The sequence below is a fragment of the Cupriavidus sp. GW823-FHT07B10 genome, from assembly GCF_058794355.1.
Window position 1 is genome coordinate 117,967 of the sequence record NZ_JBXAGS010000016.1, and the last position, 13,411, is coordinate 131,377.

Annotated in this window: 13 protein-coding genes; 7 read left to right on the forward strand and 6 right to left on the reverse strand. The window is 68.4% G+C overall.

Features of this window, described 5'->3' with window-relative positions; genetic code table 11:
- The first annotated feature begins 96 nt into the window (after window positions 1-96).
- The 4 genes from AC1Q6V_RS26635 to AC1Q6V_RS26650 all read left to right on the forward strand — a co-directional run bounded on the left by AC1Q6V_RS26635 (window position 97) and on the right by AC1Q6V_RS26650 (window position 4,651).
- Window positions 97-2,304, forward strand: coding sequence for a TonB-dependent siderophore receptor (locus AC1Q6V_RS26635; RefSeq protein WP_454750914.1), 2,208 nt, complete (start codon window positions 97-99; stop codon window positions 2,302-2,304).
- Window positions 2,305-2,374: 70 nt separating this feature from the next.
- Window positions 2,375-2,698: a hypothetical protein gene (locus AC1Q6V_RS26640; RefSeq protein WP_010810181.1), complete on the forward strand. Its 324-nt coding sequence runs from the start codon at window positions 2,375-2,377 to the stop codon at window positions 2,696-2,698.
- Window positions 2,695-4,326 carry a PepSY-associated TM helix domain-containing protein gene (locus AC1Q6V_RS26645; RefSeq protein WP_454750913.1) on the forward strand — a complete coding sequence of 544 codons (1,632 nt, stop codon included), beginning with the start codon at window positions 2,695-2,697 and terminating at the stop codon, window positions 4,324-4,326. The genes AC1Q6V_RS26640 and AC1Q6V_RS26645 overlap by 4 nt, the downstream gene beginning before the upstream one ends.
- Window positions 4,310-4,651 (forward strand): DUF3325 domain-containing protein, encoded by a 342-nt coding sequence (locus AC1Q6V_RS26650; RefSeq protein ID WP_010810179.1) that lies wholly within the window; start codon window positions 4,310-4,312, stop codon window positions 4,649-4,651. The genes AC1Q6V_RS26645 and AC1Q6V_RS26650 overlap by 17 nt, the downstream gene beginning before the upstream one ends.
- Before the next feature lie 128 nt (window positions 4,652-4,779).
- Here the strand turns inward: AC1Q6V_RS26650 and AC1Q6V_RS26655 are convergent, their stop codons facing one another.
- The 3 genes from AC1Q6V_RS26655 to AC1Q6V_RS26665 all read right to left on the reverse strand — a co-directional run bounded on the left by AC1Q6V_RS26655 (window position 4,780) and on the right by AC1Q6V_RS26665 (window position 6,929).
- Entirely contained in the window at window positions 4,780-5,112 is a 333-nt protein-coding gene (locus tag AC1Q6V_RS26655; RefSeq protein ID WP_454750912.1) for a DUF2917 domain-containing protein, read from the reverse strand.
- 14 nt (window positions 5,113-5,126) lie between these two features.
- Window positions 5,127-6,152 (reverse strand): alpha/beta fold hydrolase, encoded by a 1,026-nt coding sequence (locus AC1Q6V_RS26660; protein WP_454750911.1) that lies wholly within the window; start codon window positions 6,150-6,152, stop codon window positions 5,127-5,129.
- Between the two features lie 171 nt (window positions 6,153-6,323).
- Window positions 6,324-6,929 carry a TetR/AcrR family transcriptional regulator gene (locus AC1Q6V_RS26665; protein ID WP_041688140.1) on the reverse strand — a complete coding sequence of 202 codons (606 nt, stop codon included), beginning with the start codon at window positions 6,927-6,929 and terminating at the stop codon, window positions 6,324-6,326.
- 338 nt (window positions 6,930-7,267) lie between these two features.
- On the opposite strand from AC1Q6V_RS26665, the gene AC1Q6V_RS26670 reads away from it, so the two are divergent.
- From AC1Q6V_RS26670 to fahA, 3 genes are all read left to right on the forward strand, one after another.
- Window positions 7,268-7,654 (forward strand): helix-turn-helix domain-containing protein, encoded by a 387-nt coding sequence (locus tag AC1Q6V_RS26670; protein ID WP_011617393.1) that lies wholly within the window; start codon window positions 7,268-7,270, stop codon window positions 7,652-7,654.
- 507 nt (window positions 7,655-8,161) lie between these two features.
- Window positions 8,162-9,481, forward strand: coding sequence for a homogentisate 1,2-dioxygenase (hmgA, locus tag AC1Q6V_RS26675; protein WP_454750910.1), 1,320 nt, complete (start codon window positions 8,162-8,164; stop codon window positions 9,479-9,481).
- 137 nt (window positions 9,482-9,618) lie between these two features.
- Window positions 9,619-10,881, forward strand: a complete 1,263-nt coding sequence (gene fahA, locus AC1Q6V_RS26680) for a fumarylacetoacetase (RefSeq protein WP_010810173.1) — start codon at window positions 9,619-9,621, stop codon at window positions 10,879-10,881.
- A gap of 6 nt (window positions 10,882-10,887) precedes the next feature.
- Here the strand turns inward: fahA and AC1Q6V_RS26685 are convergent, their stop codons facing one another.
- Genes AC1Q6V_RS26685 through AC1Q6V_RS26695 form a run of 3 tightly spaced genes read right to left on the reverse strand, consistent with a single transcriptional unit; the run spans window position 10,888 to window position 13,392 of the window.
- On the reverse strand, window positions 10,888-11,376 hold the full coding sequence (locus tag AC1Q6V_RS26685; RefSeq protein ID WP_010810172.1) for a hotdog family protein: 489 nt from the start codon (window positions 11,374-11,376) through the stop codon (window positions 10,888-10,890).
- The gene (locus AC1Q6V_RS26690; RefSeq protein WP_011617391.1) at window positions 11,369-12,181 is read right to left on the reverse strand and encodes a beta-ketoacyl synthase chain length factor; all 813 of its coding nucleotides are present in this window, start codon (window positions 12,179-12,181) and stop codon (window positions 11,369-11,371) included. The genes AC1Q6V_RS26685 and AC1Q6V_RS26690 overlap by 8 nt, the downstream gene beginning before the upstream one ends.
- Before the next feature lie 8 nt (window positions 12,182-12,189).
- Window positions 12,190-13,392 (reverse strand): beta-ketoacyl-[acyl-carrier-protein] synthase family protein, encoded by a 1,203-nt coding sequence (locus AC1Q6V_RS26695; RefSeq protein ID WP_454750909.1) that lies wholly within the window; start codon window positions 13,390-13,392, stop codon window positions 12,190-12,192.
- Window positions 13,393-13,411: the final 19 nt, after the last annotated feature.

Genomic DNA, 13,411 nt, shown 5'->3' on the forward strand with positions numbered 1-13,411 from the left:
GAGCAGGGGAGTAAGAAGGAAATGAAACACAGCAACAGACGCGCGACCGAACGCGCGCGGGCAACACCGCATGGGTCCGTGCAGTGCCGCGCCGCCATGCGCTGGATCCCGGCCGCCGTTGGCCTGATGGTCAGCGCGTCGGCTTTCGGACAGGAAAACGTGACAGGTTCGGCATCGTCGGCAACGCAGGCGGAGCAGCCGGCCCCCGCGGGCAGACCCGCCCGGCAACCGGAGCCTTCGCTGCCGGCGGTGACAGTCAACGGCGCCCGCGAAAACTCCGTCAACCCGCCTACTACCGCTGGCAGCAAGGTGCCGCTGACCGCGCGCGAGGTGCCGCAATCGGTCACCGTGGTCAACGCCGAGCGCATCCGCGAGCAGAACCTGACCACGCTGGAAGACGCGATGATGCAGGCTACCGGCGTGTTCGTCGAAAAGCGTGACCAGGAGCGTTCGATCTATTATTCGCGCGGACTGGAGATCGACACCTTCATGCTGGACGGCGTGCCGACCAAGTATGACTGGCGCAACACCGTGCAGCCGGACCTGTCGATGATCGAGCGGGTGGAAGTGCTCAAGGGGCCGTCGGGCCTGCTCGCCGGGGCGGGCAAGACCGGCGGCGCGATCAACCTGGTGCGCAAGCGCCCGACGCGAGATACCCAGATCGGCGGCGCGCTGTCGGTGGGATCGTGGAACAACTACCGCGCCGAGGTGGATGCCGGCGGCGCGCTCAATGCCGACGGCACGCTGCGCGCGCGCATCACCGGCGCGTTCCAGGACAAGGACTCGTTCATCGACAAGACCAATATGCGCACCAGCGCGCTCTATGGCGTGATCGAGTACGACATCACGCCCAGCACGCTGGTGACGGTCGGCGCGAGCTACCAGGATTCGGAAGGCCGCCAGCCGTGGACGCTGCCGGCCTACTTCAACCCGGTCACGCGCCAGGCCAGCCTGCTCGACGTGCCGCGCTCGACTTACCTGGGCGCGGACTGGAACCGAGACCACTTCTATACCACCTCGGCCTTCGCCGAGCTGGAGCACAAGTTCGACAGCGGCTGGCAGGTCAAGGGTGCGCTGCGCTACCTGAACAACCGCCTGAACCGCGAGCAGGCCTATGCCTATACGCCGGTGATCCCGGGCGTGAACACGACCACGCTGTTCGCGGCCAAGCAGACCTACACGCAGGAGCAGACCAGCTTCGACCTCTACGCCAACGGGCCGTTCTCGCTGTTCGGGCGCCGGCACAAGGCGCTGGTCGGCTTCAATTTTTCCGATTCGGAACGGCGCGACCCCCGGTATGCCATTTCGCCGTTCTCGCAGGTCGTGAACATCTTCAACCCGCGCAGCGACTTCGCCAAGCCAACCTTCACCCCCAATGGCACAGGCATCACCACCACGACCAGGCAGTACGGCGTCTACGGCGACGCGCGCTTCTCGCTGGCGGATCCGGTGACGCTGGTGCTGGGCGGGCGGCTGAGCTGGTGGGACATCAGCGCGCGCCAGTACACGTCGACCACCAGCGTGACCCGGGGCGACGACATCAACGCCAAGTTCACGCCGTTCGCCGGGCTGATCTACGACTTCACCGAACACTGGTCGGCCTATGCCAGCTATGCGGAGATCTTCCAGCCGCAGGATGAGTACCTGACCGCCAGCGGCAACCTGGTCGATCCGATCAAGGGCAAGCAGTACGAGGTCGGCGTCAAGGGCGAATTTTTCGAGGGCGCGCTGAACACCTCGCTGGCACTGTTCGAGGTACGCGAGACCGGTCGCGCCACGCTCGACAATATCAACACGACCAATCCGAGCAATCCGTTCTTCGTGTCGCAGGGCGAGACCAAGAGCCAGGGCTTCGAGCTGGAAGCCAGCGGCCGCATCACGCCGAGCTGGACCATCTACGCCGGCTATACGTTCAACGTCACGCAGGACCTGCAGAACCGCACCGGCCAGGTCAACACGCCGTTCTCGGCGATTGCCCCCAAGCACCTGTTCAAACTGTGGACGATGTACCGCCTGCCCGGCGATTTCAACCGCTGGCGCATCGGTGGCGGCATGACCGCGGTCAGCCATGTGCAGAACACCGCGCTGTTCCCCGCGCCGATTGGTGCGGTCACGCTGCGCCGCGGCGGCTATGCGACGTTCGATGCCGCGATCGGCTACGACTTCAACAAGCACGTGTCGGCGGACCTGAACCTGACCAACCTGTTCGACCGCAGCTACTACTCACGGATCAACAACCCGCGCGAAGGCAACATCTGGGGCCAGCCGCGCGCGGCCATGTTCACCGTGCGCATGAAGATGTAAACGCAGCGGCCTTCGTGGTGGTGCGATGCCATTGCACCACCACGAAGGCCGCGCGTTGCGAAGAATTCCAATGAACGACAGTCCCTCATCCCTGCCATCGCGCCGCGCCTTCCCGCGCGCGCTGGCCATGACCGCCCGCGCGCTGGCCGCGCTGGCGGGCAGCTATGCCTTTGTCTGGGGCATCACCGCCGGCGGCGCCGCGCTCGGTTGGCGCCTGGGCCTGGCCCGCAGCGAGGCCGTGCTCTGGTTTTCGATGCTGGCCTTCCTCCTGTTTCCGATGATGTCACTGTGGGCGCTGGTGACGCGGCACCTGCTGCGCGTGTGGCTGGTGCTGGCGGCCGGCGCGGCCATCGGCGCCGGCGTGGCGTGGTGGCTGGGGGAGAAGCTGGCGTGACGCGACCCGCACGAAATAACAAGGCCCGCGCACAGAAGGCCGATGCACATGCCGGCGGCCTGCGCCAGGCCATGACCTGGGCGCACACCTGGATTGGCGTACTGCTCGGCGGTGTGCTGATGGTGGCGTTCTTCATGGGCTCGGTGGCGGTGTTCGACCGCGAGGTCGACCGCTGGATGATGCCGGCCACGCGCCTGGACGCAGCGCCGCCCACGATCGACATCGACACCGTGGTGCCGCGCGCCGTGGCGGCGCTGGCGAGCGGCAAGCCGCTGCGCGAATGGGCGGTCACGCTGCCCGAGCAGCGCACCCCGGTGATGATCGCGCGCGTGCGCTATGCCGCCGCGGGCGGGCAGATCCGCCTGGCCGATCCGCGCAGCGGCGAGCTGCTGCCTGACGTGGGCACTTTGGGCGCGTCGTCGTTCTTCTATCCGCTGCACTACAACCTGCACCTGCGCGCCTGGAACATCGGCTACTGGCTGGTGGGCCTGGCGGCGATGGCGATGCTGGCGGCGATCGTGTCGGGGGTGATCATCCACGTCCGCATCTTCCGCGACTTCTTTACGTTCCGGCCGCGCAAGCAGCTGCAGCGCAGCCTGCTGGACCTGCACAACCTGACCGGCGTGCTGGCGCTGCCGTTCCATGCGGTGATTACGTTCTCCGGGATCTGCATTGTCTACATGATCCTGATGCCGGCCGGCATCAGCGCGTTGTACCAGCAGCCGAACACCTTCTACGACCAGGCCTTGTCCGGCTACTCGCGCCCGCCCGCCGGGGTGGCGGCACCGATGGCCGCGCTGGGGCCGATGGTCGAGACCGCGCGCGCGCGCTGGGGCGGGGCGGCGCCGGCCGCGATCCGGGTGTGGAACCCCGGCGATGCCAACGCCGTGGTCAAGGTGAGCCGCTCGGTGGGCGACCGCGTCAGCCTGGCCGACGACGCCGCCTACTTCGACGGCGCCACCGGTGCGTTGCTGCATCACGTGCCGTTGCAGCCCGCTGCGACCACGCAGCGCTTCCTGACCGGCATGCACTTCATCGCGTTCGATCACTGGCCGCTGCGCTGGCTGTATTTCCTGGCCGGGCTGGCGGGGTGCGTGCTGATCGCTACCGGGCAGTTGTACTGGCTCGACAAGCGCCATGCGCGCCACGGCGAAAAGGGCGTGCGGCTGGCGGCCGCGGTCACCGCGGGTACCACCACGGGCCTGGTCATCGCCACGCTGGCGATGATGGTGGCCAACCGGCTGCTGCCGATGACGCTGCCGTCGCGCGAGTTTATCGAGGCCGGGCTGTTCTTCCTGGTCTGGCTGACCACCGCGATCCATGCGCGGGTGGCGATGCGTCCGGGCAGCCGCACGCTGGTGCCATGGCGCCAGCAATGCCTGGCGATCGCCGCGCTGGCGCTGGCGGCGCCGGTGCTCAACGGCCTGAGCACCGGCGACTGGTTGCCGCTGGCGCTGACGCGCGGCCACCTTGCCCTGGCCGGCGTCGACATCGTGCTGCTGCTGACAGGTGGGCTGGCGCTGGCGTCGGCGCGACGGCTGCGGCGCGTCGACGCGGCACGCCAGGCCCGGACCGCTGCTGCCAGCAGCCAGGCGCTAGAGGAGATGGACCGTGCCAATCACGCTTGAACACTTGCTGCTGCTGGGCCTGGCGCTGTGCGCGTACAGCGCTTTCGTGCTGTTTGCCTGCGCCACGGAGCGGCACTGGACCGAGTTGTCGGGGCAGGGCGCGGACCTGCCCGCCAGTGGCCGGCGGCGGCTGCGCTGCGCGGCCTGGGCGCTGGTGGCGCTTGGCGCCGTGGCCGCGCTGGCGGGCAACCGCACCGGCTTTGGCGTGCTGCTGTGGGCGCTGGCGATGATGGCGGGAGCGTTGGCGGTGTCGTTCACGCTGACCTGGCGGCGTGGCTGGCTGCAGGCGATCGCACGCGGGCTGATGGCTGTCTTGCGTATCTGAGACACGTGCCCCGCAAGGGACGCGCTTTTTATAGAAAAACGCAATTAACCGCCATAAGTTGCACCCGACCACGACCACGCATCCGCGTCAGGGCTGGCAGAGCCAGGGGGCGCCCCCAGCCCCGCGCATCATCGGCCTGCGCCGGTAAAGCCGCGCCCAGGCGGCGCCAGCAGGCGCCGCAGCCATTGCCGCCAGGCGCTCGCCGTCGGCCCGGCGCCTTGCCGGCAGCGCGTTACGTGCAGCGATGCCGTGGTGACGGCATACAGCTCGATATGGCCGCTGTCGGACAACGTAAAGCTCTCGCTCTCCGTCAGCGCCGTATCCTTCGGGTCTCCGTCGCGGATCAGCCAGAGTTCGCCTTCCGTGCAGCGCACGGCGACGTGTTCGCCGGGGCCCGCCACCAGCCGCAGCGAACTGCGTGCGGGCAGGGTGGCGGTCATGTCATTGCTCACCAGGAACATGGTGGTCTCCAGGTTCAGTCGACGGCCAGCCCGTGCAACGCTGGCGGGACTGCCGCGCGCGCGGGGGCTGTGCCGGGCCGGATGAAATCGGCGATGTGCCGGATCACGCTGGGATCCTGCAGGATGCGGCGATGCCCCAGGCCGCTGGTCGTGACCAGTTGCGCGCCGGGCCAGGCGCCGGCGATGGCGGCACCGTCTTCCCAGCGCACTTCCTTGTCGTCGCGGTCATGGATCACCAGCGTTGGCGGGACCGGCCGGGTGCGGCCGACGTCGGGCACGTTGAAGGCCGACCATGGCAGTCCCAGCCAGCGCTCGCTCTGGCGCTGCATGCGTGCCAGCACGCCGGGCGTGAACCCCATTTGCCAGGCCAGCGACGCGCACGCGGCGTGCATGTCGGCCGGCGATCCGACCAGCACGGTGGCGCGGGCGGGCAGGCCCTCACGCAGCGCCAGCGCGGTGGCCGCGCCGCCGAGCGAGTGCGCCACCACGGCGTGCACCGGCCCCGCGTGCCAGGCCGCGGCGAGCAGCGAGCGCGACATTTCCAGCACCGAGGTCTGCGCCGCGCCGCGTGCGCCGGCATCGGAGGCGCCGTGCGAGAGCGCATCGAAGGCCACCACGCGCATGCCGGCGGCCAGCAGGCCATCGACAACCGCATGCCACTGGCCGGCATGTCCGCCCCAGCCGTGCGCGAGCAGTATCACGGGGCCGGACCTGCCCCAGCGATAGACGCGCACGCGCCGGCTCGGGCCCTGTCCCGTCACCAGCGCCCAGTCGGCGCGCGCACTGTCCAGCAGGCGCCGTGCTGCCGATGTGGCGGCGGCGCGCGGCGGCTTGAACCAGATGTGCTCCAGCGCCCGCGCTGTCGCGCCGGGCCTGACCACGCTGCCCGCCAGCCAGCGCAACCGCTGCCAGCCCTGCAAGGCCCGCTCCACCGCGCCGGACTTGCCGGGGCGCAGCGGCGCATCGCCGGCGCGCGCGGGCAAGGGCGCGGCGGCGCGGGATGAGGAAACCGGGGAAGGAGAAGAGACTGCTTGCGTCACGACCTGCACCTCCAATGGATTCTGGATGGCACGGCATCATCGGCACCGGCCCCGCCGGCGGCTTTCCGTGCTGTTGTTACGACCGACCAGTCGTGCTTTTTTCGGTACAAAAAAAGTCCGCCGGAGCGGTTGCTGCCTGCCGGCGGGATTGCGCCGGCGCCAATGTGTGGATCAGTGGCCGCGAGCACCCTCGGCGGCACGGGCCACCAGGGCCGCAAATGCGCGCCGCGCCATGGTCTCGGCATCGTCGCGGCCAAGCAGCTTGAACGATTGCTGGAAGGCCATGCCGATACCCGAGAGTTCGAAAGCAAATTGCCGTGGGTCGGTATCCGGCCCGAAATGGCCCTCATCGATGGCGTCGCCCACCACGCGCGCAACCGTGCTGTGCCAGTCCTTCAGCGACTGCACCACCAGGTCGCGGATCGAGCCCGGCCGGTCGCGGTATTCCTGGCCCAGCGCCGTGAACAGGCAACGTCCCTGCGTCACCGTGCCGCCCAGCCATTCCAGGTAGCCTTCGAACAGCCCCTGCAGTCGTGGCATGCCGCGCGGCTGGCGCATCGCCGGCCGGATCACGATCTCGCCGAAGCGCTCAACGGCCAGGTCCAGCACTGCCTGCTGCAACACCTCCTTGGACTTGAAGTGCGCATACAGGCCGCTCTTCGACATATTGGTGTCCGCGGCCAGCGTGGCCAGCGACAATTGTTCGAAGCCGACCTTGGCAGCGGTGTCCAGTGCCTGTTCGACGATGGCGTTGCGGGTGAGTTGTCCTTTCTGCATGGTGTGGAGAATAGCACGACCGGTCGGTTTGTCAACGAAACCAGATGCATGGTATTTGCCCCGACTTGCGCACTTGTGTCCGGGAGGCCATAACGTCATATGGATATGCATGTGACGTCAACGCAAACCGCCAAGGCCCGTTAGAGACTGGGCGGTGCAGCGTTGTTGTGCACGATCCGGCTCTTTGATGTTCGCCAACCGGCCGATGTCAGGGCGGGATTGCGGACTTCTAAGAAATCTGCACAAAGTGTTTCTGCGGTTACATACGGAACGCTTTGCGTGCTCTATACTCGAATGCACGTCCGCGCACTTTTTTTCACTGGTGACTGGAGACCGACATGAACAGTACAGCCGTGCCAAGAGGCGCTAGCGAACCGTTCCGGCAACTGCGGGCGTTGCGTCGCGCGCGCAAGCTCAAGCAGGAGGACGTCGCCCGTAAAGCGGGGATTTCCCGGGAAGCCTACCTGCGGGCGGAGTCGGGTCAGGCCGATCCCCGCATGTCGACGTTCCTGGCCGCCTGCGAGGCGCTGGGCCTGGAAGTCGTGCTGGCCCCGCAGCATCTTGCTGCAGACGTCAACGCATTTATTGCCAGCCGCAATGGCGGCGTGACGGCAGCTTCCATGGCAGGCCAGCCGGCCGCCGGAAGCACGGCCGCGCCGGCTGCGGCACCGGCTTCCGGAGGCGGTTTCGGCTCCGGGACCGGAGAGGGGCACAAGCCGGTCTGACCGGCCGCTGCCTGGCCGGCCGCGTTCGCAACGCGCCGGCACTGGAAGCTGGCCTCCAGGCCACCCATGACAACCGGCGCGGGGCTTTCCGCACCGCGCCGGTTGCTACCGTCCTGAGCGCCGTTCGCGACGCCTGGCGTGGATGACGCCGCAGGCCTGGCTGCCTGCTTCGGCGCTTTCCCGCATTTCCTGGTTTTTCCCGCTGCGTGAGCAACTGCCGCCGCGCAGGCGTCGACGCGCGCATCCCGGCGCTTCCTGGTTTTTCCCGCTTTTCCCGTTTCCCACCTACAACTGCAATGCAAGCGGCGTTCGACGCATGCGTCAGCGGTGCCGTTTGACACGTCCGAAGTTGGCTATTACGATATGGTAAATTCATTACGCATTACGTAATTCATGCTCCGTGCACCGCGCACAGACTGAATACGGACCGGCAGGCACTCCCAGCAGAGGCCGCCAGGCGCCAGCGCAGCGCCAGATGGACTGAGACCCAGGAACGCTGACGACACCATGACACTCACGCACACCCAGCTCGCCGAGCACGGCTATATGTCCGGCTTCGCCAATGAATTCGCCACCGAGGCGCTGCCCGGTGCGCTGCCTGTAGGAAGGAACTCGCCGCAGTGCGCGCCCTACGGCCTGTACGCCGAGCAGCTGTCCGGCACGGCCTTCACCGCGCCGCGCGCGCACAACCGGCGCTCGTGGCTGTACCGCATTCGCCCGGCCGCGATGCATACGCCGTTCACGCAGATCGAGCAGTCGCGTTTCCTGAGCCGTTTCGACCAGGTGCCGCCGTCGCCCAACCAGATGCGCTGGAGCCCGCCGGCAATGCCGTCGGTGCCGACCGACTTTGCCGACGGCATCGTCACCATGGCCGGCAATGGCGGCCCCGAGGCCATGACCGGCTGCGGCATCCACCTGTACCTGGCCAACCAGTCGATGCAGGACCGGTTCTTCTACAACGCCGACGGCGAGATGCTGATCGTGCCGCAGCAGGGCCGCCTGCTGATGGTGACCGAGCTTGGCCGGCTGGAAGTGGAGCCGCAGGAGATCGTGGTGATCCCGCGCGGCGTGCGCTTCCGCGTGGAGCTGCCCGACGGCGAGGCGCGCGGCTATATCTGCGAGAACTACGGCGCCTTGTTCCAGCTGCCCGACCTGGGCGTGATCGGCTCCAACGGCCTGGCCAACCCGCGCGACTTCCTGTCGCCGGTTGCCAGCTATGAAGACCGCGAGGGTGATTTCGAGCTGGTGGCCAAGTTCCAGGGCAACCTGTGGCGCGCCGGGATCGGCCACTCGCCGCTGGACGTGGTGGCCTGGCATGGCAACTACACCCCGTACAAGTACGACCTGCGCCGCTTCAATACCATCGGTTCGATCAGCTTCGACCACCCGGATCCGTCGATCTTCCTGGTGCTGCAGTCGCCGTCGGCCACGCCGGGCGTGGACACCATCGACTTCGTCATCTTCGGGCCGCGCTGGCTGGCGATGCAGGACTCGTTCCGCCCGCCCTGGTTCCACCGCAATATCGCCAGCGAGTTCATGGGCCTGATCACCGGCGTCTACGACGCCAAGGCCGAAGGCTTTGCCCCGGGCGGCGCCAGCCTGCACAACTGCATGAGCGGCCACGGCCCGGATGCGGAAACCTTCGAGAAGGCCAGCGCCGCCGATACCTCGAAGCCGCACCGCATCGAGGACACCATGGCCTTCATGTTCGAGACCCCGGGCGTGATCCGCCCGACGCCGTATGCCGCGCAGTCGGCCTCGCTGCAGCAGGACTACTACACGTGCTGGCAGGGCCTGAAGAAACACTTCAACCCGAACACCCGCTGATCTCGCGCGCCTGGCCGCCCGCCCGGCTTTCTCCCCTCGCGCAAGCGGGAGAGGGGCCGGGCGGAGAGAGCCGGCGCTCGTCGAGCATGATGCGTCACCGCACGCGACAAGTGCCACCAAATTTTCGGAGTATCCCAATGACCGCCCCCAAGACCAGCTGGATCGCTTCCGCCAACGACGGCCAGTCCCACTTCCCGCTGCAGAACCTGCCGTATGGCGTGTTTTCGACCAAGGGCCAGGCCCCGCGCGTCGGCGTTGCCATCGGCGACCAGGTGCTGGACCTCGCCGCGCTGGATGAGGCCGGCCTGCTGCCGGCCGCTGCCAAAGGCACGTTTGCCGCAAGCAGCCTGAACCGCTTTATCGCTTTGGGCAAGCCGGTGTGGAGCGAAACCCGCAAGCGCCTGGGCGCGCTGCTGTCTGGTGATGACGCCGCGCTGCGCGACAACGCCGCCCTGCGCGACCAGGCACTGGTGCCGATGTCGGCCGCGACGCTGCACCTGCCGGTGGAGATCCCGGGCTACACGGACTTCTATTCGTCCAGGGAGCACGCCACCAACGTCGGCCGCATGTTCCGCGACCCGGACAATGCGCTGCTGCCGAACTGGCTGGAAATCCCGATCGGCTACAACGGCCGTGCCAGCTCGGTGGTGGTGAGCGGCACGCCGCTGCATCGTCCCAACGGCCAGATCAAGCTGCCGAACGAGGCACGCCCGATCTTCAGCGCCTGCCGCAAGCTGGACTTTGAACTGGAGATGGGCTTTATCGTCGGCAAGGAATCGGCGCTGGGCGAGCCCGTCAGCACCGCCGATGCGCCGGCGCATATGTTCGGCATGGTGCTGCTCAATGACTGGAGCGCGCGCGATATCCAGCAGTGGGAATACGTGCCGCTGGGGCCGTTCAACAGCAAGGGCTTCGGCACCTCGATCTCGCCGTGGGTGGTGACGATGGAAGCGCTCGAGCCGTTCCGCCGCGACAACCCCGAGCAATCGCCGCAGCCGCTGCCGTACCTGCAGCAGCAGGACAAGAATGCCTACGACATCGCCCTGGAAGTCGCGCTGCAGCCGCAGGGCGCAGCGGCACCCAGCACCATCTGCCGCACCAACTTCAAGGCGATGTACTGGACCATGGCACAGCAGCTGGCCCACCACACGGTGTCGGGCTGCAATGTGCGCGTGGGCGACCTGATGGGCTCGGGCACGATCAGCGGCACCACGCCGGACTCCTACGGCAGCCTGCTGGAAATGACCCGCAACGGCGCCGAGCCGGTGACGCTGGCCGACGGCAGCCGCCGAGCCTTCCTGGAGGATGGCGACGACGTGATCATGACCGGCTACTGCCAGGGCGAAGGCTATCGCGTCGGCTTCGGCGCGGTGTCGGGCAAGATCCTGCCGGCGCGCTGAAGCGCTTCAGCCGGCGCCGCGGTCGGCGCTTTGGCCGACTGCGGCGGCATCCAGGATGACCGCCGCGCGGCCTGACAGCAGTGCCTGGCCCTTGGCGCTGACGGTGAAGGCATACAGCACGCTGCTGCCTTCACCGCTGATGCGCTGTGCCTCGACCTGCAGCGGCGCGTCGATATCGTCGAGCCGCTCCACATGGAGCACCAGCTTGCGCACGCTGGCCAGGTAGCCCGAGCGCGGGCGCTGTGCGCCCATTCCTGATTCCGCTTCCGCCAGCAATGCGCCGTGCACGGCCATGGCCTGTGCCGCGTATTCAATGCCGCTGAGCGCGGCCAGCCGGCCGTGCGCGCGCAGCGGGTTGTCCGCGCGCGTATGCGTGGCTGACGTGCAGCGAACCGATGCCGGATCCCAGGCCAGCACGCCGTCGAGCAGGCACATCGTGCCCTGGTGCGGAATGCGTGCCGCGATCCAGTCGCGGTCTTTCAGCAGCTCAGCCATCCGCCTGGCCGCCGAGGCTTTCCACCTCGGCCGCAAGCTGCAGCGTATCCAGATAATCGAGCACCACGGTGGTGGCCTCGCCGCGGGCGATGGCCGCCAGCAGCGGCAGCATGCGTGCGGCCGGTGCCGACGTGCGCAGCGCTTCCAGCGCGGCGTCCGGCATCACCGTGGCTGGCGCCTGCTTCAGCGCCACGCCGACGCGCGCGAGCGAACGCGCGCTCTGCCGCGGCGTGACCAGCAGGGCCACGCCGAAGGGATCGGGGATCGGGCGGTGGCTATGCAGCGGCTCGGGGTAGCCGGTGTCATAGGCGATCAGCAGGCAGGGTTCGGCATCGGCGGCGGCCTGCAGCACGCATTCGAGCAAGCCCGCGCTGCCACTGCCATCCATGGCGCACAGCACATTGGAGGTGCGCATCGCGCCCGCGGCGATCGACCAGTAGCCGGCGGTGGCGTTGTGCACGGAGTTGTGGAAGCGCGTGGGCGACATCAGCGGCTCGGGCTCGGCCAGCGCTTCGCAGATCGCATGGAAGTTGAAGCCGTCGCTGCTGGACGAGGCAAAGATCGTCGGCAGCTGCGCGGCTTCGCAGTCGCTGGCGGCGACGGCCTGCTGGCCGACACCAAGCGCCAGCCGTACGGTCGGGCCGGTGCGGCGACGCTCGGCCGGCGGCAGGCCCGCGGGTGGCGGCAGTTCGGTGGGCGCGTGCGCGTATGGCACGCGGCCGGCAAGGACTTCGGCGGCCTGCTGCCAGCCGGTCAGGCCGGGGCCGAGCAGGCCGATGCTTTCGATATACACGTGCTGCGGCATGGCGATGCTCAGTGGGAAGCCGCGTCCGCGCGGGCGAACAGCAGGCTGCAGTTGGATCCGCCGAAGCCGAAGGCATTGGTCATCGCATAGCGCAGCGGTGCCTCGCGGTTGGCGAGCTGGTAGTTCACGTCCAGCGCCGGATCCACCTGCGTGGTGTTGATGCCGCCGGGCACCAGGCCGTGGCGCAGCGCCAGCGCGCAAATGACGGCTTCGAGCGCGCCGGCGGCACCCAGCGCATGCCCGGTGGCGCCCTTGGTTGAGCTGCACGGCGTGCCGGGCAGCACCGCGGCCATGGCCATGGCCTCGGCCGCGTCGTTGCTGCGCGTGGCGGTGCCATGCAGGTTGACGTAGCCGACCTGCGCCGGCGCGACCCCCGCGCTGGCCAGTGCCTGCTCTAGTGCCAGGCGCGCGCCCAGCCCGTCGGGGTGCGGGGTCGACATATGGTGCGCATCGCTGGATTCGCCGATCCCGGCCAGCAGGATGGCATCGCCTTGCGCGCTGCCGGCCACGCGCTCGAGCAGGCCGAATGCCGCGCCCTCGCCGATCGAGATGCCGTTGCGCGCCACGTCATAGGGCCGGCACGGCTGGTCGGACAACAGCTCCAGCGAATTGAAGCCGTACAGCGTGGTGTGGCACAGCGAATCGACGCCGCCGACCACAGCCACATCGATCAGCCCTGCCTCCAGCATGCGCCGTGCCGAACTGAACACCTTGGCGCCGGATGAACAGGCCGAGGACACCGCAGCCGCGGGACCGGTCAGTCCCAGGTATTGGCGCAGGAAGGCGGGCAGCGAGTAGGGGTTGTGGGTGGTGGCGTAATGGAAGCCCGGCGGCAGCGCGCCGCTGGCAGGATCGCGCTGGCGATAGGCCAGTTCCGTCTGCAGCACGCCCGCGGTGCTGGTGCCCAGGAAGACGCCGACCCGGTGGGCGCCGTAGCGCGCCGCCGCTTCGCGCACGCGCGCGGCAAAGCCGTCCTGCTCCAGCGCCAGTTGCGCCAGCCGGTTGTTGCGGCAGTCGAATTCGGCCAGTGCGGGCGGCAGTGCCACGGTGTCCAGGCCGGGGACTTCGCCGACGAAGGTATCGAGCTCGACACCGCCGAAGCGGCAGGGCGCCAGGCCGCCGCGCTGCGCACGCAGTGCCGACAGGGTGGCGTCTACACCGGCGCCAAGGCAGCTGGTGGCCGTGAAATGCGAGAACAGGAGCGGGGACACGGCTTAGGGGGAACGAATG

Excerpts from the sequence above, each read along its gene's own strand:
- hmgA (WP_454750910.1), top strand. The coding sequence starts at position 8,162 with ATGACACTCACGCACACCCAGCTCGCCGAGCACGGCTATATGTCCGGC.
- fahA (WP_010810173.1), top strand. The coding sequence starts at position 9,619 with ATGACCGCCCCCAAGACCAGCTGGATCGCTTCCGCCAACGACGGCCAG.
- AC1Q6V_RS26685 (WP_010810172.1), bottom strand. The coding sequence starts at position 11,376 with ATGGCTGAGCTGCTGAAAGACCGCGACTGGATCGCGGCACGCATTCCG.
- AC1Q6V_RS26655 (WP_454750912.1), bottom strand. The coding sequence starts at position 5,112 with ATGTTCCTGGTGAGCAATGACATGACCGCCACCCTGCCCGCACGCAGT.
- AC1Q6V_RS26690 (WP_011617391.1), bottom strand. The coding sequence starts at position 12,181 with ATGCCGCAGCACGTGTATATCGAAAGCATCGGCCTGCTCGGCCCCGGC.
- AC1Q6V_RS26635 (WP_454750914.1), top strand. The coding sequence starts at position 97 with ATGCGCTGGATCCCGGCCGCCGTTGGCCTGATGGTCAGCGCGTCGGCT.
- AC1Q6V_RS26665 (WP_041688140.1), bottom strand. The coding sequence starts at position 6,929 with ATGCAGAAAGGACAACTCACCCGCAACGCCATCGTCGAACAGGCACTG.
- AC1Q6V_RS26670 (WP_011617393.1), top strand. The coding sequence starts at position 7,268 with ATGAACAGTACAGCCGTGCCAAGAGGCGCTAGCGAACCGTTCCGGCAA.
- AC1Q6V_RS26640 (WP_010810181.1), top strand. The coding sequence starts at position 2,375 with ATGAACGACAGTCCCTCATCCCTGCCATCGCGCCGCGCCTTCCCGCGC.